Origin of the sequence: Streptococcus sp. (genome assembly GCF_041802885.1) — a bacterium.
Classification (GTDB): domain Bacteria; phylum Bacillota; class Bacilli; order Lactobacillales; family Streptococcaceae; genus Streptococcus.
The window spans coordinates 19,943-40,157 of sequence record NZ_JBHCHN010000040.1; the positions used below are offsets into that span (position 1 = coordinate 19,943).

The following is a 20,215-nucleotide window of genomic DNA, read 5'->3' on the forward strand; positions in this document are numbered from 1 at the left end:
GACAGGAAACTTATGAGAATTATCGAAATGAGAGACGTTTCCAAGAAGTATGGAAATGGTACAACAGCCCTTAGAGGGGTATCTGTCAGTGTTGAATCAGGTGAGTTTGCCTATATCGTAGGCCCATCTGGAGCTGGTAAGTCAACCTTTATCAAGTTGCTTTATCGAGAGGAAAAAATTGATAAGGGAAGCTTGACGGTCGCAGATTTTAACTTGGCAAAAATCAAGAAAAAAGATGTACCGATGTTGCGTCGTAGTGTAGGGGTTGTCTTCCAGGACTACAAGCTCTTGCCACGAAAAACTGTTTTTGAAAATATTGCCTACGCCATGGAAGTTATCGGTGAGAAACCTCGCAATATTAAAAAGCGGGTGATGGAAGTCTTGGATTTAGTGGGTTTGAAGCATAAAATCCGCTCTTTCCCAAACGAGCTTTCTGGTGGGGAGCAGCAGCGGATTGCCATTGCGCGTGCTATCGTTAACAATCCAAAAGTGCTGATTGCGGATGAGCCGACCGGTAACTTGGACCCTGAAAATTCATGGGAAATCATGAACCTTTTGGAGCGCATTAATTTGCAGGGAACAACGATTTTGATGGCGACCCATAATAGCCAGATCGTAAATACACTCCGCCACCGCGTTATTGCAATTGAGAACGGTCGAGTGGTACGTGATGAACATGAAGGAGAGTACGGATACGATGATTAGACGATTTTTTAGACATTTTCTGGAGTCGCTGAAAAGCCTTAAGCGAAATGGTTGGATGACAGTTGCAGCTATTTCTTCAGTGACCATTACACTAATTTTGGTAGGTATTTTTGCCTCTGTTATCTTGAATACAGCCAAGTTAGCTACTGATTTGGAAAATAATGTCCGTATCAATGTCTACTTGCGAGAGGGTTCAACAGACCAGCAGGAAATGGTTGTCAATGATGTTGGCGAGACAGTTAAAAATGACAGTTATCTAGCCATCTTTAATGAAATCAAGGCCATGGAAGATGTCGATAAGGTAGTTTACTCGAGCAAGGATGAACAGCTCAAACACCTGACAGACACGTTGGGTGAAACTTGGAATCTCTTCTCAGGGGATGCCAACCCTCTCTTTGATGCTTACATTATTGAGACCAAGACACCAGAGTCGGTGAAAAAAGTGGCAGCAGCAGTTGCCAAAATTGACGGTGTTTCTGAGGTGCGCGATGGTGAGGTGGAAACCGAGCGAATCTTTAAATTGGCTGACTTAGTTCGGACCTGGGGCTTGGTGGCAACAGCCCTCCTTTTGGTGACAGCTATTCTGCTTATCTCCAATACCATTCGGATTACCATTATCTCCCGTAGCCGCGAGATTCAAATCATGCGTCTGGTTGGAGCCAAGAACTCTTACATCCGCGGTCCCTTCCTTTTGGAGGGTGCCTGGGTTGGCTTGCTGGGAGCCATTGCCCCATCAGCCTTGATTTATTTCCTCTATCAGATTGCCTATCAATCTGTGGCACCAAGTTTGGCCACCCAGAATCTTTCCTTGATTCCAATGAATATTTTTGTTCCAATCATGATTGGAAGCCTCTTCCTAGTAGGAATTGTCATCGGATCACTGGGTTCCATGATTTCAATGAGTCGCTTCTTGAAGATTTAAACATGCAAAAAGACCCGATCGGGTCTTTTTCTTATCGTAAAAAGGGATTGAAGACTTTTTCGTGGCTGATGGTGGTATCACGGCCATGGCCGGGGTAGACCCGATAATGGCCAGGCAGGATCAGAAGCTTGTCCTTGATGCCTTGAATCAGTTGGTCAAAGTTTCCAGTAGGCAGGTCATAGCGACCGATAGTTTCTCGAAAGAGGGCATCGCCTGTGATGACCAATTCCTCTTCTGGAAAGACAAAGGAAACACCGCCCCAGGAGTGGCCAGGTGTTTGGACCACCTGGAACTGGAAGCCGTCCAGGTCATAGGCTGTATCATATTGAAAGAGCTGCTCGGCTGGTTGGCAGATGACATCTGGCAGGTCATCGTGTCTGGGTTGGCCAGAGAGATTGTCCAATGGAGAGTAGAGCCAGCTGGCCTCATTTTCTGACACATAAACGGGTGGTTGGCCAAAGCTTGCTCGAACTTTCTCCAGACTCATGATATGGTCGTAGTGAGTATGGGTCAGTAGGATGGCTGTGATGGGCTTGTTGAGCTCGCGGATGCTGGCTTCGATGGCGGGCCAGTCACTGCCTGGGTCAATCAGGATTAGGCGGCGGTCATTTTCAAGAATATAGGTGTTTTTCGGCTGCGATGGCATTGGTGATGCGATGTAAATTCATGGAAAATCCTCCTCAAGGATAGTCTACCAAAAATTGGGCATTTTGACAGGATTGAGGGCTCTCCATTCAGGCTTGGCTCATTTTTTGATAAAATAGGAAGGGAAAGGATGCAAAGATGGAACTGACCTTGTATGAACTCTATCAGAAAATGTTGGCCCATATGGGACCGACCAATTGGTGGCCTGCTGACAGTAAGGAACAAATCATGATTGAAGCGGTGCTGATTCAAAATACGACGGAGGCTAATGCGACCAGGGCTTCTCAGCTTATCAGGGAAGCAACAGCCTATGATTTTGAAAATATTGTACAATTAGATACCAAAATCTTGGAAGACTTGGTGCGGCCAGCAGGTTTTATGAAAAACAAGAGCAGGGCTATTCAAGGATTGGCAAAATGGTATCTTGACCATGATGCAGACCCGCAAGTTATCTGTGAGACTTATGGCTCTGATCTGAGGACTGTCCTCCTGAGTCTGCATGGGGTGGGGCCGGAGACAGCAGATGTTCTTCTGACCTACATTTTTGACCAGCCCCAGTTTGTGGCTGATAAGTATGCCAGAACCCTCTTTGGCCTTCTGGGGGTAGAGGGCCTGGGTGATTACCAGACCTTGGCAAAGAGGCTGCATCGACTGCCAGCTCCCTTTACCTTTGCGGATGCTCAGGAATTTCATGGACTCATTGATGAGTTTGGCAAGGCCCATTTTCGGCCTATGGAAAAATTTGAGTCTAGTTTTTTGGCTGGGGATCGGTTGAAACTCGAAAAATCTGAGTCCTAAAAACAGTCAGAAATGTGATATAATTTGAAGAGTATGACAGAGAAAAAAATTGGACATCGCTATGCCATTGTGGACTTGGAAGCTACGGGGACAGGGAGCGATGCAAAAATTATTCAGGTAGGCATTGTCATCGTCCAGAATGGTCAAGTCGTCCAAACCTATGAGCAGGATGTCAATCCCCATGAGGACTTGACGCCACAGATTCAACTCTTGACGGGGATCAGTAACAAGCGTTTGCGAAAGGCTCCTGATTTCAGCCAGGTAGCCGAGGAAATCTACCGCCTGATTGAGGATGCTGTTTTTGTGGCCCACAATGTCAAATTTGATGGCAATCTGCTGGCGGAAAATCTATTTTTTGAGGGCTTTGATCTCCACACACCACGAGTGGATACGGTGGAGTTGGCCCAACTCTTTTTTCCAACCTTGGAGAAATACAGTCTCAGCCATCTGGCAGAGGACTTGGACCTGGACCTGGAACAGGCCCACACGGCTATTTCGGATGCCATGGCCACGGCCCAGTTGCTCTTTAAAATTCAGGCCAAGATTGCTAGCCTGCCCAAACAGACTGTCAGTCAGATTTTGGATTTTGCCGACCATCTGATTTTTGAAAGTCGGCTGGTCATCGAGGAAGTCTATGCTGGCATGTCGGAATACTGTAGCGATGCCTACCAGAATGTGCAGGGTCTGATGCTGAAAAAAGAGCTTCCGCAAGAAGAGATGAGGCTCTTGGCTCAGGATTTTTCGGAAAATCTGGCCCTGCTGGGTCTGGATGAGCGGGCACCGCAGAAGGCTTTTGCTAGTCTGGTGGAGGAACGCTTGGAAGATGATAAGAAGGTGCATTTTATTCAGGCCCAGGCTGGCATCGGCAAGACTTATGGCTATCTCCTGCCCCTTTTGGCAGCTAGTCAGGAGCCCCTTTTGGTTTCAGTGCCCAGCCTGGTCCTGCAGCAGCAGATTATGGAAAAAGAGGGGAAAAGTCTGGTTGATGGCTTTGGACTATCTATTCAATCCCTGAAATCCTCCAGGCATTTTCTCAAGTTGGATACCTTTTGGCAGACCCTGCAACGGGATGACCCCAACCGCCTCCTCAACCGTCACAAGATGCAAATCCTGGTCTGGCTCTGCGAGACGGAAACGGGTGACTTGGATGAATTCAAGCTCAAGATGCGCTACCAGCCCTATTTCGATGAGCTGCAGCACGATGGTTCCTTGGGGGCTCAGTCCCTCTTTGCGGACTGGGATTTCTGGCGTCGCCTGCATAGAAGGGCCCGCACGTGCCAGCTTCTCCTGACCAATCATGCCTATTTGCTCCATCATCTCAAGGACCAGGCCTATCTGACGGAAAATCGAATCTTGGTCATCGATGAGGCCCAAAAACTACTCCTGACAGCAGAGTCTCTGGCCAGCCAGAGCCTGCCCATTCAGCCCCTGCTGCAACAATTGCAGAGTGGTAAGGATAAATCGGAGAACTTATTGGAACAGCGGCTCTACGAAAGCAGTTTTTTTGAGTTGCAGCAGCTGGTGCTTAACTATCAGTACCAGGGCCAGTCAGAGGTGGCTAGCCAGGATTTGGAGCAACTTAGGCAGAACTTGCAGGAATTGGATATGCAGGAAAATAGGCTTTTGGATTTGAGTTGGTTTTTGGATTTTTACGATCATTTTTGGATAGAAGATGAGCCGGCAGATGGGGAGTCCCGCTACCATTTGCGGGCTAGTCAGCTGGACTTGCTGGATTTGGCATCGCTTTTGCCCCAGACCAAAACCTTCTGTATCTCTGCCACCCTATCCATCAGTAAGCGGGTCAATTTGGCGGATTTGCTGGGCTTTCAGGACTTCACCATGGATGAGCTGCCCAGTCAAAGGAGCCAGCAGCAGGAGATTTTCCTCTTGGAGGACCTTCCTGACCTGGTGGAAATGGACCTGGCAGAACAGGCAGTATTTTTAGCAGACTTTGTCCAGGACTGTCTGGTCTTGGCCCAGCCCATCTTGCTTCTCTTTACCTCCAAGGCTCTCTTGGCGGCCCTCTCAAACCTCTTGGATGAAAAAGGGTTGGGACACTTGGCCCAGTACCGAGATGGCAGTGAGATGGTGGTGAAAAAGCGCTTTGAACGGGGAGAAAGTCAGCTCTTGCTGGCAACAGGCGCCTTCTGGGAGGGAGTCGATTTTTCCAGTCAGGAGCAAATCATCCAGGTGATTCCCCGCCTGCCCTTTGATAATCCGCGGGATTCCCTGGTCAAAAAAATCAATCATGTCTTGAGGGAAGAAGGCAAACAGCCCTTCTATGATTACAATCTGCCAGTCATGTTGCTCAAGCTCAAGCAGGCCATCGGTCGGACCAAGCGCCATGATGGACAGGTATCAGCAGTCATCCTCTTGGACAATCGCTGTCAAAACAAGCGGTATAGCCGACAAATCAAGCGCTTTTTGAAGGATGAGTACCAGGTCAGCCACAGTTCCCTGACGGATTTACCTGAAAAATTGGCAGAATTTTTTTGCAAAACACAGCTAAATAATCACAGGAAATGAAAGAATGGCGCCAGCCGTTCTTTTTATGGTCTAAAATGCATATTTATGGTATACTTTTTGGAAAGATTCTATGAAGAGAGGGCGCATGATGAAAGAGAAAATCCTGGTTTTTAAGGTGGGAACCAGTTCCTTGACCCAAAAAAATGGTAGTCTGGACCGGATCAAGATTGCCCGTATCACCAATCAACTGGCCCAGCTCCACCAAGAGGGTCACCAGATTGTTCTAGTCACATCGGGTTCCATTGCGGCTGGTTTTCGCCGTTTAGGCTTTGAAAAAAGGCCGACCAAGATTGCGGAAAAACAGGCCAGTGCAGCAGTTGGCCAAGGGCTCTTGATTGAAGAGTACACCCAAAATCTCATGAAGGACGGTATCGTGTCCGCCCAGGTCCTTTTGACCCAGGATGATTTTGCGGATGCCAGACGCTATCAAAATGCCTCCCAGGCCCTCCAGGTTCTTCTGCGCCAGCGGGCTATCCCCATCATCAATGAAAATGACACCATTGCCATTGAGGAAATCAAGGTGGGTGATAATGACACCCTGTCGGCCCAAGTTGCCTCTCTGCTCAAGGCGGACTTGCTGGTTCTCTTGACGGATGTGGACGGCCTCTATACGGACAATCCCAATACCAATCCCCAGGCCAAACATTTGGACAGAATCGAAACCATCACAGCTGACCTCTTTGAGATGGCAGCAGGAGCCGGTTCGGCCAATGGAACGGGGGGCATGACCACCAAGTTGCAGGCAGCCCAGATTGCGACCAAGTCTGGTGTTCCAGTCTTTATCTGTTCCTCAAAGGAAGACACAGCCCTTCTGCAGGCAGTTAATCAGACCAATCGCGGCACCCTCTTTTTGGCGGATGACCATGCCATGAACCAACGCAAGCAATGGATGGCCTTTTATGCCAGAACCGACTCCTCGGTGGAAATCGACGCAGGAGCGGAAAAAGCCATGCTGGAGCAGGGGCGCAGTCTCCTGGCTGCAGGTATCAAGCTGATTGAAGGGGATTTTGAGGCGGGCAGCATCGTCGCTGTTTATAGCCAAAAAGACCACCGCCTGATTGGCAAGGGTCGGGTCAAGATTTCATCTGCCGACTTGCAGGCCATGTGTGCAGCTGGCCAGCCTGAGGGCATTTTTATCCATCGAAATGATTGGGTCACACTCTAAGGAGGTATACCATGACCACAACACAAGCATTATTAGATTCACTCTTGGCCCACAAGGCGGCCATCAATTTGGCTTCGACTGAGCAAAAAAATCAAGCCTTGGAAGCCATGGCCAATCAACTGGAAAATCAATGTGACTTGATTTTGGCGGCCAATGCTCTGGATATGGAAGCGGCCAAAAACTCCTCCATTTCAACTGTCATGCTGGATCGGCTGCTCTTGAATGAGGAGCGGATTCAAGATATGGCTGCGGGGATTCGGGCCTTGATTGCCCTGCCAGATCCAGTTGGTCTGGTTCTGGAGGAATCCACTGCCCCCAATGGCATGGTTATCAGCAAGCAGTCCATTCCCTTTGGTCTGATTGGAATGATTTATGAGAGTCGTCCAAATGTGACCTCTGATGCGGCAGCCCTGGCTATTAAGAGCGGAAATGCCGTTATTCTGCGGGGAGGCAAGGAGGCTTTTCATTCTGCCCAGGCCATCGTAACAGCCCTCAAGGCTGGTTTGCAGGAGGCGGGCATTGCGCCAGAAGTGGTCGAGCTGGTTCAGGATACCAGTCGAGCATCAGCTACTGAGCTGATGACTGCCAAGGGGAAGATTGACCTCTTGGTGCCACGTGGTGGGGCGGGTCTCATTCAAGCGGTGGTTGAAAATGCCATCGTGCCTGTTATCGAGACAGGAACAGGCATCTGCCATATCTATGTGGACAAGGAAGCGGACTTGGACAAGGCCCTCGCGATTGTAGTCAATGCCAAGACCAGCCGCCCTTCTGTCTGCAATTCACAAGAGGTTCTCTTGGTCCATGAGGATGTTGCGGAGAAATTCTTGCCAGCTCTTGAAGCAGCCTTTGCAGGAAAGGTAGAATTACGGGCTGATGCAGCTGCCCTAGGCTACCTCAAAGAGGCTGTGCCAGCAGGTGAGCTGGACTTTGACACGGAATTTTTAGACTATATCCTGGCTGTCAAAATCGTCAAGGATGTGGCGGAAGCAGTGGCCCATATCGGTCAGCATTCGACCGGCCACAGCGATGCCATTGTAACGGAAAACCAGCAGGCAGCAGACTACTTTACCCAGCATGTGGATTCAGCAGCGGTCTATGTCAATGTGTCCACCCGCTTTACCGATGGGGGACAATTTGGTCTGGGCTGTGAACTGGGTATTTCGACCCAGAAGATGCATGCCCGTGGGCCAATGGGCTTGCGTGAAATGACCACCTACAAGTACATCATCAAAGGTAATGGACAGGTTCGGAACTAAGGAGACAGTATGAAAATAGGATTTATTGGACTGGGCAATATGGGGGCTGCCATCTTAGAGGCAGTGGCCAAGACAGGTCCACACGAGCTTCTGCTCAGCGATCACAATCAGGAAAAACTGGCCATCTTGGCAGACCGTTTTCAGGGAAAAGCTACTGACAATCAGGAAATTGCCAGCCAGGCCCAGGTCATCTTTCTGGGCCTCAAGCCCCACTTGGTGGGGCCGGTCCTGTCAGAATTGGAAGCATCCATTGCTGAGAACCCAACCGCTGTCTGGATTTCCATGGCAGCTGGTGTCCGTCTGGACCAGTTGGCGACCTACCTGCCAGCTGAACAAATCATTCGGATGATGCCCAATACACCTGTTGCCATCGGCCAAGGCATGACCACTTTTGCAACCAGCCAAGCAGAAAATGCCCGTCTCTTTGAAGACTTGATGGCCCAGTCAGGCCTGGTCAAACAATTGCCAGAAAACCTGATGGATGCCGCCACAGCCATCGCAGGCTGCGGACCTGCCTTCATCTATGAATTGATAGAAGCCATGACAGCCGCAGGGATTCAAAATGGCTTAACAGCCCAGGTTGCACAGGACTTGGCCAGTCAAACGGTTCTTGGGGCGGCTCAAATGGTGCTGGAAAGTGACCAACACCCTGCCCAGTTGAGAGACCAAGTCACTTCGCCAGGAGGATCGACCATTGCTGGTCTGGTGGCCTTGACCCAGGCCGGTTTCCAGGCTGCCACCATCCAAGGGGTCAACCAGGCCCTGGAGCGGACCAAAGAATTAGGACAATAAAAAAATAGGACCGTCAGGTCCTTTTTTGGTAATATCACTAGTCCGAATGCGATAAGGGTGGGATTTTTCGGCATTGGCTGGGGGACATCTGATAGAAGTGGTGAAACACTTTTGAAAAATAGAGGGGGTCCAGATAACCGACAGAATAGGAAATGACTTTGATAGGCTCGCTCGTATTTTCCAGGAGCTGCTTGGCCCGTTTCATCCTGGTATGGAGTAGGTATTCCTTGGGGCTGAGGTGGTAGAACTTCTTGAAAAGGGTTGTCAGATAGCTGCGATTGACATTGAGGTCATTAGCGATGGTTGAAATGGACAGGCCATCCAGATTATAGTGTTTTTCGATGATGTGGCGGCATTCCAGGCAAATTTGCTCAGCCTGACTCAGCTGTTGGACCGTCTGATTAGGACAGAGGCCACTGATTTCAAAGAGAAGGGCATAGGCCAGGCTTAAGAGTTCCAGATGCTTGTTGGCAGTTTGGACCTTGGACTCGGCCTTGGTAATCAACTGGATAATCTGCTGGGCCAGTGGCTTGGTATCCAAGTCCTCTTGATGGTAGAGATAGGCCTTGAGACCGAAGTTGGACAGATTAAAATAGTCACTGGCCTTGTTGCCACTCATGCCAATCCAATAATAGGACCAGGGGTCCTCTTGATCCGCCTGATAGAAGGTGACTTCATTGGGTTTTAACAGAAACAAGTCTCCTGCAGAGAGGGGAATTTCCTGATTCTTGTAATAAAAGATTCCCTTGCCCTTGGTGATGTAATGGATGACAAAATGTTCCCGGATGGCAGGGCCAAAAGAGTAGGAAGGTGCGCAGTCTTCATAACCATAAAAGTCAATGGAGAGGTCGCTGCTATCGGATTTTAGTTCAGAAAAGAGCATGATGGTTGTCTCCTTCAAAGTATCATTTCTAACATTTTACCATATTGTACTAACAAAATTCCATTTTTTAAAGCGCTTTCATCTGGTAAAATGAAGCCAACAAATAAAAAGAAGGAGTCGCTATGATTGAATACCAAGAGGATTTATCCTTATTTCACTTGAAGTCTAGGGACTTCTCTTATATCCTGCAAGTTTTAGATGAGGGATATGTAGTTCACCGATATTTCGGGAAAAAAGTACAAATATTTAGTCCTGACAACAAAATAACATATCTGGACCGGGCCTTTTCTCCCAATCCGACCAGCCAGGACAGGACCTTTTCTCTGGACACCCTGGCCTTGGAGTACAGCAGTAATGGTTTGGGAGATTTCCGAACTTCTGCCATCGAAGTGCGAAATGATAAGGGAACGGCGTTAGATTTGCGCTATCAAGGGCATCGAATCTTCAAGGGGAAAAAAGAGTTGGCAGGTTTGCCTGCCAGTTTTGGGAATGAAGATCAAGTTGAGACCCTGGAAGTAGACCTCTATGATCAGTTGACAGATGTGACCGTTACCCTGACTTACAGCCTCTTTGAGGAAGCCAATTTCCTGGCTCGCTCCGCCTTGATTCAAACCGGCAAGCAGGCTGTCCAGTTGGAAAAAGCTCTGTCGCTGACTCTGGATTTGCCCCATAAGGACTTTACCATTCACAGTTTGACAGGCCGCTACGGCTTTGAAAAAGAATGGACCCAGACGCCTCTGACCCAGGGCAAGTATTCGGTGTCCAGTATTCGCGGAGCTTCCAGCCATTCCAGAACTCCCTTTATAGCCCTGGCAGATCCCGCCACTACGGAGGATAAAGGGGACATCTATTCAGCCCAGCTGGTTTATAGCGGAAACTTCACAGCCTTTGTCGAGACCACAGCCATTCATACCAGCCGGCTTGGGATTGGCCTCAATGATGAATTCTTCAGCTGGCGCTTGGATGCCCATAGTCAGTTTCAAACACCAGAAGCCCTGCTTTCCTTTACAGATCAAGGATTTACAGGTCTGACCAGGGACAATCAAGGCTTTGCCCGCCAGCATATTGCCCGTGGGAAATGGGCCCAGAAGGAGCGCCCTATCCTTATCAATAACTGGGAGGCCACCTACTTCCATTTTACGGAAGCCAAGATTATCGAGTTGGCCCAATCTGCCAAGGAGACAGGCATCGAGCTCTTCGTCCTGGATGATGGCTGGTTTGGCAAACGCAATTCAGATACCTGTTCCCTGGGCGACTGGGTTGAAAACCGCCACAAGTTGCCATCAGGTTTGGCTGGTTTAGTGAAGAAAATCAATGATCTGGGGATGGCCTTTGGTCTCTGGTTCGAGCCAGAAATGGTTTCAGAGGACAGCGACCTCTACCGAGCTCATCCTGACTGGGCCATCCAGATTAGTGGCCGAGGTCATACTTACAGCCGGGAGCAGCTGGTCTTGGACTTGTCCAAGGAAGAGGTTTGCGATTATCTGATTGAAGCTGTTTCGGCAGTTCTGCAATCAGCTCCCATCAGCTATGTCAAGTGGGACATGAACCGCAATATCACCAATATCCCTGAACATCAGGCCAACCATGAAAAACATGAGTTTTATCACCGTTATATTCTAGGTCTTTACAGGGTCTTGGAGGAACTCAACCGCCGCTTCCCAGACATTCTCTTTGAATCCTGTTCGGGGGGCGGAGGACGAAATGACCTGGGCATGCTCTACTATATGCCCCAAGCATGGGCCAGCGACAATACGGATGCTATCGGCCGCCTGTCTATCCAAGAAGGGACTGGCCTCATCTTCCCAGCTATCAGCGTCGGTTCCCATGTTTCAGCCGTTCCCAACCATCAGACAGGTCGTGTGACCCCCTTGGCCACGAGGGGACATGTAGCTATGCTGGGAAATCTGGGCTACGAATTGGATCTCCATGCCCTGCCAGAGCGTAAGTTGGATGAAATCGCCCAACAGGTGGAGACCTACAAGTCCATTCGGCGGACTGTTCAATTCGGTGACTATTACCGCCTCAAGAAAACGGGCAACACTTACGCCTACAATTATGTCAATGACGATAAGAGTCAAGTTGTTTTCACCTTCGTCAAGGTTCTCTCTCAGCCAGAAGCACCCCTGATTCAGGTCAAGCTCAAGGGCTTGGATGCCGAAGCTCTCTATTATTCTAAGGAATTGGGAGCCAGCTTTTACGGAGATGAGCTCATGAACATCGGGATCACCATTCCCCCTGTTCAAAAAGATTATTACAGTGTCCAATATATATTTCATAAACAATAGGAGGAACATATGAAATTCACATCTTTACTTAAAGCTGCAACAACTGTTGCCTTTGCCAGTGTCTTGGTTGCTTGTGGCAATTCATCATCCAGCTCATCCAGCGTGACGGAGGTAGAATTTTTCTCTCAAAAACCTGAAATGCAGGTTACTTTGCAGGAAATTGTGGATGATTACAACAAGTCTCAAGATGAGGTCAAGGTAAAATTGACCAGCGTCCCAGATGCAGGAACCGTCTTGAAGACACGGATTGCCAATGGTGAAGCGCCTGATGTCATCAACATCTACCCACAGAATGCCGACTTTAAAGGCTGGGCAGCAGATGGTCAATTTGTCGATTTGACAGATGAGTCTGACATTCTTGGCAACCTCAATGATGGGGCAGCAGAAGCCTATGCCGTAGACAGCAAAATCTACAATGTTCCCCTGACTACCAACGTGTCTGGTATCTACTACAACAAGGATGCCTTCGACAAACTAGGAATCGAAGTGCCAAAGAGTTTGGCAGAGTTCCAGGATATTGTTAAGAAAATCAAGGATGATGGCCAAACCCCATTTGCAGAAGCCTTGGGTGATCCTTGGACAGTCAATGGTTATGCTCAGTTGGCCTGGATCCAGTCTGCTGGAAGTCCCCAAGCTGCCAATGACTATCTGCGTTTCAGCGACAAGGGAGCTATCAAGTCTGATGAAGTCACCAAAAATGTAGCAGCTTACCTTGACCTCTTGGCAGGCAATGGCCAGTCCAATTCTGATGGTGCCCTCTATGCCGATACCGTTGCAGTTTTCGCTGAAGGCAAGGCCCTGATGATGGCCAATGGCTCATGGGCCCTGACCGTTATCAAGCAACAAGAGCCAGATTTTGAAGTTGGATTTTTCCCAATGCCAGGTTTGACTGCAGATGCTCCTGTGATGACAGTAGGTGCAGCAGATATGGCTGTATCCATTTCAGCAGATTCTGAAAATATTGATGCTTCAAAAGACTTTGTCAAATACCTGAGCTCCACTGAAGCCATGCAAAAATATTATGATGTAGACGGTTCACCAACCTCAGTCAAGGGTGTTGAAACAGAAGGAAAATTTGAAGAATTGGCGGATGTGGCAGCCCTGGCCTTCACAGACCAGCAAGCCATCTGGCTGCATTCAGAATGGACTTCTGAAGAAACCTTCTGGGATGTGAATGTATCCTACATCAAGAACAAGGACTTGACTGCCTACACTGATGCTTTGAACACATTCTTTGACACAATGAAATAAGCTCTTTGTTGCGTCATGTATTGGAAGGAGAGAGTCTGGATGGAAAACCAGGCTCTTTGCCTTAGTGAACTAGGAGGACACTCTATGAACAAACAAGGCTTTCTCAGTAGGAACTGGGCCTATCTCTTTGTGGCCATACCGGTTGCTCTTCAGCTGATTTTCTTCTTTTATCCCTTGATAAATGGCGTCTTTTATTCGCTGACGGACTGGACAGGCTTAACAAAGAATTTTAATGTCATCGGTCTGGACAATTATGTCGAGATTTTCCAGGACCAAGCCTTTTACAAAAGTTTAGGATTTACCATTCTCTTTACCATCGGCCTGGTGGTGGGTGAAATTGTCATCGGACTCTGGATTGCCAGCCTTCTCAATCGCAAGATTCGGGCAGTCGGCTTCTTTCGGACCTGGTATTTCTTCCCAGCCGTTCTATCAACCGTTACCATCGGTTTGATTTTTAGCCAGCTCTTTAACTATGGTATTCCACAGATTGGGGAGCTTCTGGGCATCGACTGGCTCAGCTCCAACCTCCTTTTCCAAGAGAATACCGTGTTTTGGTCGGTCCTCTTTGTTGCCCTTTGGCAGGGTCTGGCCATGCCAGTGGTCATTCTCCTGTCGGGTCTTCAGTCCATTCCAGAAGACATCAAGGAAGCAGCAGCCATCGATGGGGCCAACAAGCAGCAACAGTTCTTCCAAATTGAGCTGCCCTTCTTGCTCCCTTCTATCAGTATGGTCTTTATTCTGGCCATGAAATCCGGTCTGACAGCCTTTGACCTGATTTACTCCCTGACCAAGGGTGGGCCAGACGGGGCGACCAGAACCCTGGGACTCCTGGTTTATGAGAATGCCTTCAACAACAATCAGTTTGGCTATGCCAATGCCTTAGCGGTGGTGCTCTTTGTCATTATCACCATTATTTCTGTGGTGCAAATCACCCTCTCTAGAAAATATGAAGTGTGAGGTTACAAGGATGAAATCAAAAAAACAACACAATATTGTTACCTACATCATATTGATAGCCGGGATTTTACTCATGTTGGTTCCGCTGGCAGTTACCATTATCAGCTCCTTCAAGACCACACGGGAAATCACAGGGAATTTCTTTGGCCTGCCAGAAGAATGGACCCTGGCCAACTTTGAGAGGCTCTTCAATGATGGTATTACCCAGTATTTCCTAAACTCAGCCTTCCTGACCGTGGTCAGTGTGGCCTTGATTATTCTGGTCATTCCTATGGCAGCCTATTCCATTGCCCGCCATATGGAGCGCAGGAAGATTTTTGCCATCATGTACACGCTCCTGATTCTCGGGATGTTTGTTCCCTTCCAGGTCATCATGCTGCCTATGGCCAAGCTCATGAGTGACTTCGGCATGACCAACCTGCTGGGCTTAACCATCCTTTACCTGACCTATGCTATCCCACAGACCCTCTTTCTCTATGTGGGCTATATCAAAACCATTGTACCAACTGAGATGGACGAAGCAGCAGCCATTGATGGGGCTGGCAAATTTACCATGTACCGCAAGATTATCTTCCCCCTCATGAAGCCTATGCATGCGACCGTTTTGATTATCAATGCCCTCTGGGTTTGGAATGACTTCCTCATGCCCCTTCTAGTGCTCAATAAGGATTCTAGCACCTGGACCATGCCCCTTTTCCAATACAACTACCAGGGCATGTACTTCAGTGACTACGGTCCATCCTTTGCCTCCTACGTGGTCGGGATTATCCCCATCCTCATCGTCTACCTTATCTTCCAAAAGAATATTATCTCAGGTATGACCAGCGGATCGGTCAAATAAATTCTGATGCAAGATGTCATAGGATGATGCATTATTATTATTAAAATACAGTCAGTTCATATAGAAACGGAGTGAGCCATGGCCATTACAAACAAGACAATGTTGATTACCTACTCAGACAGTCTGGGTAAGAACCTCAAGGAGCTGGATGAAATCCTGACCAAATACTTTGGGGATGCCATCGGCGGTGTCCACCTTCTGCCCTTTTTCCCATCGACCGGGGACCGTGGTTTTGCCCCAGTGGATTACGATGAAGTAGACCCTACCTTTGGTGACTGGGACGATGTCAAGCGTCTGGGAGAAAAATACTACCTCATGTTTGATTTCATGATTAACCATATCTCCCGCCAGTCCAAATACTACAAGGATTTTCAGGAGAAGAAGGACGAGTCCGCCTACGCAGACCTTTTCCTGCGCTGGGAGAAATTCTGGCCAGAAAACCGCCCAACCAAGGAAGATGTGGACCTGATTTACAAGCGCAAGGACAAGGCACCTATGCAGGAAATCATCTTTGCCGATGGCAGCAAGGAACACCTCTGGAATACCTTTGGGGAGGAGCAGATTGATCTGGATGTGACCAAGCAGGTGACCATGGACTTTATCCAGAAGACCATCGAAAACCTTGCTTCCAATGGATGCGACCTCATTCGCCTGGATGCCTTTGCCTATGCCATCAAGAAGCTGGACACCAATGATTTCTTTGTAGAGCCTGAAATTTGGGACCTCTTGGATAAAGTCCGTGATATGGCCGCAGCAGCAGGAGCAGAGCTCTTGCCAGAAATCCATGAGCATTACACCATCCAGTTTAAGATTGCCGACCATGATTATTATGTCTATGATTTTGCCCTGCCCATGGTGACCCTGCACGCCCTCTATTCTGGCAGGACCCATCAGCTGGCCAAGTGGCTCAAGATGAGTCCCATGAAGCAGTTTACCACTCTGGACACCCATGATGGCATCGGGGTGGTGGATGTTAAGGATATCTTGACAGATGAGGAAATCGACTTTGCCTCCAACGAGCTTTACAAGGTTGGGGCCAATGTCAAGCGTAAGTATTCCTCTGCTGAGTACAATAATCTGGACATCTACCAGATCAATTCGACCTATTATTCTGCCCTGGGCGATGATGATCAGAAATACTTCCTAGCCCGCCTTATCCAGGCTTTTGCACCAGGAATTCCTCAGGTCTACTATGTCGGCTTCCTGGCTGGTAAAAATGACCTAGAATTGCTGGAAAGCACCAAGGAAGGCCGCAATATCAACCGCCATTATTACAGCAGCGAAGAGATTGCCCAGGAAGTGGAGCGGCCTATTGTCAAGGCCTTGCTCAGCCTTTTCACCTACCGCAATCAGAGTCCAGCCTTTGACCTAGACGGCGGCATCGAAGTGGCGACACCAGATGAGTCCAGCCTAGTCATCACCCGTTTCAATGCAGACAAGTCAGTGGTGTCAGAAGCCACGATCAACCTAAAAGACCTGACCTATTCCGTTTTGGAAAATGGACAGCAGGTTGAGTTTTCATAAACAAACCTCCTAGAATGTCCCCATTTTTGGGGATTTTTTTAAAAAAGGGTCACTTCCAATCCTATCCTATTTTGGCGAGAAGCCTTAAGCTTGTGCAGGTTGCACAAAGGGTTTCAACAAGTTACCTATTGAAATTTCTGAAACCGCTTGCTATACTGGTATCAATTCATTAACCTCCTAGTAATTGGGAGTGGGAAAGAACTCGACAAGTCAATAAAGAGTTCCCCTCACTTCCAAAATGGCAGGTTCGGGCTAAAATAGTCCACTGGACTATTTTACTCCCACCCCCGCACAGCTCAAAAGGTTTGGGAAACCTTTGGAGGTTACAAATAGAGCGAACTCTGTTCGCATCAGTCGTAGTGGTCAGATTTGGAGTGTAGAACACGAACAAATCTGCCAATCAACCACTGCGTTAAAGTGTTATTACGAACTCTAATAAACGAGGCTGGACTTAATGCCTAGCCTCTAATAACTGTTTCTGGACCTAGAAAGGAATCAATCATGAAAAAACACTGGTGGCACAAGGCGACTATTTACCAAATCTATCCCAAGTCCTTTATGGACAGTAATGGTGATGGGATTGGGGATTTGAGGGGAATTATCAACAAGCTGGATTACCTGCAAAAACTGGGTATTACGGCCGTCTGGCTCTCTCCTGTCTACCAGTCCCCCATGGATGACAATGGTTATGATATTTCCGATTATGAAGCCATTGCAGAGATTTTTGGGGATATGGCCGATATGGAAGAACTCCTGGATGAGGCTCAGAAGAGGGGTATCCGTATCATCATGGACTTGGTGGTCAACCATACCTCCGATGAACATGCCTGGTTTGTCGAGGCCCGTCAAAATCCAGACAGTCCCAAGCGGGATTACTATATCTGGCGCGATGAGCCCAATGCCTTGGTTTCTACTTTTTCTGGCTCTGCCTGGGAGTATGATGAGGCCTCTGGTCAGTATTATCTCCACCTCTTTAGTAAAAAGCAGCCAGATCTGAACTGGGAAAACGAAGAACTGCGCCAGAAGATTTACGATATGATGAATTGCTGGATTGACAAGGGAGTGGCTGGTTTTCGGATGGATGTCATTGACTTGATTGGGAAAATCCCAGACCAGGAAATCACAGGAAATGGCCCCAAGCTCCATGACTATCTCAAGGAAATGCACCAGGCCAGCCTCTTGAACAAGGACCTGCTGACAGTGGGCGAAACCTGGGGTGCTACGCCTGAGATTGCCAAGCAGTATTCCAATCCAGACAACCAAGAACTGTCCATGGTCTTCCAGTTTGAACATATCGGACTCTTGTTCAAGCCAGATTCGCCGAAGTGGGATTATGCCAAGGAGCTGGATGTGGCAGCCCTGAAGCGGATTTTCACCAAGTGGCAAACAGAGCTGGAGCTGGGCCAGGGCTGGAATTCCCTCTTCTGGAACAACCACGATCTGCCTCGGGTCCTCTCTAGCTGGGGCAATACAGGTCCTTACCGCGAAAAATCAGCCAAGGCCCTGGCTATCTTGCTCCACCTGATGCGGGGGACACCCTATATTTATCAGGGGGAGGAGATTGGGATGACCAACTATCCTTTTGCGGATTTGAGCCAGATTGAGGATATTGAGTCCATCAATTATGCCAAGGAAGCCCTGGAAAAGGGTCAGTCCATGGAATCTATCATGGACAGCATTCGCCAGATTGGACGGGACAATGCCAGAACACCTATGCAGTGGACAGACGGGCATCAGGCTGGTTTTTCCAGTGCTGAAAAGACCTGGCTGCCGGTCCATCCCAATCATGAGGACATCAATGTGGAGGCAGCCCTGGCCAATCCAGACTCCATCTTCTACACCTATCAGAAGCTGGTGGCCCTGCGGAAAGAGGAGGACTGGCTCATTGATGGGGACTTTGAACTCTTGGAAACAGCAGACAAGGTCTTTGCCTATCAGCGGACGACAGGGGATAAAAGCTATCTAGTTGTGGTCAATCTGTCTGATCAAGCCCAGCCCTTTGAGTTCGAGGTTTCCAGCAAGGAGACCATCATCAGCAATACCCAAGAGGTCAAGGTTCTGGAAAGCAAGACCCTCCAAGCCTGGGATGCTTTCTGTATCGCCCTTGATTAGAGATTACGCAACAAACCGATTGGATGCCATATCCAATCGGTTTATTTTCTATGAGCGGCCTGTCTTATCCTTCCACCATTGGCCAAGGTTAGCCAGGGCAGGATTGTCGGATACTTTTTCTTTTTGGTGCTGGAGAAAATCGGTGACGGTTTGGGGTACTCCGTTTTTCTGAACCTTGGTCTGCAAGTCCTTCCACTTGTCCATCCATTGGTGGGAAGCCCGTTCGTAGGCTAATTCCAGGATTTCTTCCTTGGACTTGTAGTTGCGGTAAAAGGCATTGCGAGAAACACCAGCTTTTCTGACCAATTCTGAAATGGAAATCTGTGGTAAATCCTTTTTTTCCATCAGGTGCAAGAGGGCCGTTTCAATGGATTCACGGGTAATCTGATTGGCTTCCTGGTTGGATTGGTAGAGGTTTTTCAAGGATTTCGGGGAAATGTTTCTCTTGGTCATTGTTTCTCCTTTGCAAAGATAAATCAGGACTTGGTTGGCTCAGATTCACTGTGACATCCGAAGACCAGGTCAGGGTCTAGGGATACTTTTCATGTTATAATAATTGTAAAAGAAGATAGTGACCTTGTCAATTAAAAGTCATTTATCTTAGAAAGTTGGATGAAAATGACAAAATGGAAAATTGTGGCGGATTCGGGCTGTGACTATAAGGAATTAGCCAATCTTGCCCCTGATACCCTCTTTCAATCCGTTCCCCTCTCCATTCAAATCGAGGGTACGGATTATGTGGATGATACCAATCTGGATATTGATTACATGATGAATGCCATGTATGGCTCCAGTAAGGCCGCAACCTCAGCCTGTCCCAGTCCGCAAGCCTACGCTGCAGCCTATGAAGGGGCTGAAAATATCATTGTGGTCAGCTTGACGGGGACCTTATCAGGCAGCTTCAACAGTGCTAGAGTGGCCAAGGAGATGTTCCAAGAAGACCATCCTTCTGTCAATATCCACCTTATCGACAGCCTGTCTGCTGGCGGGGAGATGGACCTCATAGTTAATGAAATCAATCGCCTGATTGGCCAAGGTTTGGAATTTGAGCAAGTAGTCGAAGCCATCACCGCCTACCAAGCCAAGACCAAGCTGCTCTTTGTCCTGGCCAAGGTGGACAATTTGGTCAAAAATGGCCGCCTCAGCAAGCTCTTGGGCACGGTCGTTGGCCTTCTCAATATCCGCATGGTGGGGGAAGCCAGCCAAACAGGCACCCTGGAATTGCTGCAGAAGGCGCGTGGCCATAAAAAAGCAGTAACGGCAGCCTTTGAAGAGCTGCAAAAGGCTGGCTATGCAGGCGGACGAATTATCATTGCCCATCGCAATAATGACAAGTTCTGCCAGCAATTTTCAGAGCTGATTTTGGCCAGCTATCCACAAGCGGATATTGAGCTGGTAGCCACCTCAGGCCTCTGCAGTTTCTATGCGGAAGAAAATGGTCTCTTGATGGGCTACGAAGTAGGTTAATAGGAATGGAAGAACTGGTTATGAAACCAGTTTTTTTCATGACCAAAATCGGGGGTCAATCCTTGCAAATCAGCCTGGTCAGG

The 20,215-nt window shown here is 48.4% G+C and carries 16 protein-coding genes and 1 pseudogene; 14 read left to right on the forward strand and 3 right to left on the reverse strand.

The annotated features are described in order from the left end of the window. Positions 1-12: 12 nt before the first annotated feature. Positions 13-705 (forward strand): cell division ATP-binding protein FtsE, encoded by a 693-nt coding sequence (ftsE, locus tag ACEYCN_RS05575; RefSeq protein ID WP_373713310.1) that lies wholly within the window; start codon positions 13-15, stop codon positions 703-705. After that, positions 698-1,627: a permease-like cell division protein FtsX gene (gene ftsX, locus ACEYCN_RS05580; protein ID WP_373713311.1), complete on the forward strand. Its 930-nt coding sequence runs from the start codon at positions 698-700 to the stop codon at positions 1,625-1,627. Before ftsE ends, ftsX begins: the two co-directional genes overlap by 8 nt. 31 nt (positions 1,628-1,658) lie before the next feature. Here the strand turns inward: ftsX and ACEYCN_RS05585 are convergent. Further along, positions 1,659-2,295, reverse strand: a pseudogene (locus ACEYCN_RS05585) (MBL fold metallo-hydrolase). Between the two features lie 115 nt (positions 2,296-2,410). On the opposite strand from ACEYCN_RS05585, the gene ACEYCN_RS05590 reads away from it, so the two are divergent. From ACEYCN_RS05590 to proC, 5 genes are all read left to right on the forward strand, one after another. Beyond that, a complete protein-coding gene (locus ACEYCN_RS05590) occupies positions 2,411-3,070 on the forward strand; it encodes an endonuclease III domain-containing protein (RefSeq protein ID WP_373713312.1) in 660 nt (219 codons plus the stop codon). 33 nt (positions 3,071-3,103) lie between these two features. Continuing rightward, on the forward strand, positions 3,104-5,596 hold the full coding sequence (locus ACEYCN_RS05595; protein WP_373713313.1) for a bifunctional DnaQ family exonuclease/ATP-dependent helicase: 2,493 nt from the start codon (positions 3,104-3,106) through the stop codon (positions 5,594-5,596). 88 nt (positions 5,597-5,684) lie between these two features. Continuing rightward, positions 5,685-6,761, forward strand: a complete 1,077-nt coding sequence (gene proB / locus ACEYCN_RS05600; RefSeq protein WP_373713335.1) for a glutamate 5-kinase — start codon at positions 5,685-5,687, stop codon at positions 6,759-6,761. Positions 6,762-6,772: 11 nt separating this feature from the next. Continuing rightward, the gene (locus ACEYCN_RS05605) at positions 6,773-8,017 is read left to right on the forward strand and encodes a glutamate-5-semialdehyde dehydrogenase (RefSeq protein ID WP_373713314.1); all 1,245 of its coding nucleotides are present in this window, start codon (positions 6,773-6,775) and stop codon (positions 8,015-8,017) included. A gap of 9 nt (positions 8,018-8,026) precedes the next feature. Continuing rightward, complete coding sequence (gene proC / locus ACEYCN_RS05610; RefSeq protein ID WP_373713315.1) at positions 8,027-8,809, forward strand: pyrroline-5-carboxylate reductase; 783 nt, start codon at positions 8,027-8,029, stop codon at positions 8,807-8,809. A 37-nt stretch (positions 8,810-8,846) separates the two neighbouring features. On the opposite strand, the gene ACEYCN_RS05615 is transcribed toward proC, so the two are convergent. Further along, on the reverse strand, positions 8,847-9,692 hold the full coding sequence (locus ACEYCN_RS05615; protein WP_373713316.1) for an AraC family ligand binding domain-containing protein: 846 nt from the start codon (positions 9,690-9,692) through the stop codon (positions 8,847-8,849). 122 nt (positions 9,693-9,814) lie between these two features. Here ACEYCN_RS05615 and ACEYCN_RS05620 point away from each other — a divergent pair, with 122 nt between their 5' ends. From ACEYCN_RS05620 to dexB, 6 genes are all read left to right on the forward strand, one after another. After that, complete coding sequence (locus ACEYCN_RS05620; RefSeq protein ID WP_373713317.1) at positions 9,815-11,980, forward strand: alpha-galactosidase; 2,166 nt, start codon at positions 9,815-9,817, stop codon at positions 11,978-11,980. Between the two features lie 9 nt (positions 11,981-11,989). Beyond that, positions 11,990-13,231 (forward strand): extracellular solute-binding protein, encoded by a 1,242-nt coding sequence (locus ACEYCN_RS05625; RefSeq protein WP_373713318.1) that lies wholly within the window; start codon positions 11,990-11,992, stop codon positions 13,229-13,231. A gap of 84 nt (positions 13,232-13,315) precedes the next feature. Next, positions 13,316-14,188, forward strand: coding sequence for a carbohydrate ABC transporter permease (locus tag ACEYCN_RS05630; protein WP_373713319.1), 873 nt, complete (start codon positions 13,316-13,318; stop codon positions 14,186-14,188). 10 nt (positions 14,189-14,198) lie between these two features. Next, complete coding sequence (locus ACEYCN_RS05635; protein ID WP_373713320.1) at positions 14,199-15,029, forward strand: carbohydrate ABC transporter permease; 831 nt, start codon at positions 14,199-14,201, stop codon at positions 15,027-15,029. Between the two features lie 78 nt (positions 15,030-15,107). Then, positions 15,108-16,553, forward strand: coding sequence for a sucrose phosphorylase (gene gtfA / locus ACEYCN_RS05640; RefSeq protein WP_373713321.1), 1,446 nt, complete (start codon positions 15,108-15,110; stop codon positions 16,551-16,553). A 501-nt stretch (positions 16,554-17,054) separates the two neighbouring features. Continuing rightward, the gene (dexB, locus tag ACEYCN_RS05645) at positions 17,055-18,665 is read left to right on the forward strand and encodes a glucan 1,6-alpha-glucosidase DexB (protein WP_373713322.1); all 1,611 of its coding nucleotides are present in this window, start codon (positions 17,055-17,057) and stop codon (positions 18,663-18,665) included. A 48-nt stretch (positions 18,666-18,713) separates the two neighbouring features. Here the strand turns inward: dexB and ACEYCN_RS05650 are convergent, their stop codons facing one another. Beyond that, positions 18,714-19,118, reverse strand: coding sequence for a TetR/AcrR family transcriptional regulator (locus ACEYCN_RS05650; protein ID WP_373713323.1), 405 nt, complete (start codon positions 19,116-19,118; stop codon positions 18,714-18,716). A 165-nt stretch (positions 19,119-19,283) separates the two neighbouring features. Between ACEYCN_RS05650 and ACEYCN_RS05655 the strand changes: the two genes are divergently transcribed. After that, the gene (locus tag ACEYCN_RS05655) at positions 19,284-20,132 is read left to right on the forward strand and encodes a DegV family protein (protein WP_373713324.1); all 849 of its coding nucleotides are present in this window, start codon (positions 19,284-19,286) and stop codon (positions 20,130-20,132) included. The last annotated feature ends 83 nt before the right edge of the window (positions 20,133-20,215 follow it).

Coding starts and splice junctions, on each gene's coding strand:
- ftsE (WP_373713310.1), top strand. CDS start 13: ATGAGAATTATCGAAATGAGAGACGTTTCCAAGAAGTATGGAAATGGT.
- ftsX (WP_373713311.1), top strand. CDS start 698: ATGATTAGACGATTTTTTAGACATTTTCTGGAGTCGCTGAAAAGCCTT.
- ACEYCN_RS05590 (WP_373713312.1), top strand. CDS start 2,411: ATGGAACTGACCTTGTATGAACTCTATCAGAAAATGTTGGCCCATATG.
- ACEYCN_RS05595 (WP_373713313.1), top strand. CDS start 3,104: ATGACAGAGAAAAAAATTGGACATCGCTATGCCATTGTGGACTTGGAA.
- proB (WP_373713335.1), top strand. CDS start 5,685: ATGAAAGAGAAAATCCTGGTTTTTAAGGTGGGAACCAGTTCCTTGACC.
- ACEYCN_RS05605 (WP_373713314.1), top strand. CDS start 6,773: ATGACCACAACACAAGCATTATTAGATTCACTCTTGGCCCACAAGGCG.
- proC (WP_373713315.1), top strand. CDS start 8,027: ATGAAAATAGGATTTATTGGACTGGGCAATATGGGGGCTGCCATCTTA.
- ACEYCN_RS05615 (WP_373713316.1), bottom strand. CDS start 9,692: ATGCTCTTTTCTGAACTAAAATCCGATAGCAGCGACCTCTCCATTGAC.
- ACEYCN_RS05620 (WP_373713317.1), top strand. CDS start 9,815: ATGATTGAATACCAAGAGGATTTATCCTTATTTCACTTGAAGTCTAGG.
- ACEYCN_RS05625 (WP_373713318.1), top strand. CDS start 11,990: ATGAAATTCACATCTTTACTTAAAGCTGCAACAACTGTTGCCTTTGCC.
- ACEYCN_RS05630 (WP_373713319.1), top strand. CDS start 13,316: ATGAACAAACAAGGCTTTCTCAGTAGGAACTGGGCCTATCTCTTTGTG.
- ACEYCN_RS05635 (WP_373713320.1), top strand. CDS start 14,199: ATGAAATCAAAAAAACAACACAATATTGTTACCTACATCATATTGATA.
- gtfA (WP_373713321.1), top strand. CDS start 15,108: ATGGCCATTACAAACAAGACAATGTTGATTACCTACTCAGACAGTCTG.
- dexB (WP_373713322.1), top strand. CDS start 17,055: ATGAAAAAACACTGGTGGCACAAGGCGACTATTTACCAAATCTATCCC.
- ACEYCN_RS05650 (WP_373713323.1), bottom strand. CDS start 19,118: ATGACCAAGAGAAACATTTCCCCGAAATCCTTGAAAAACCTCTACCAA.
- ACEYCN_RS05655 (WP_373713324.1), top strand. CDS start 19,284: ATGACAAAATGGAAAATTGTGGCGGATTCGGGCTGTGACTATAAGGAA.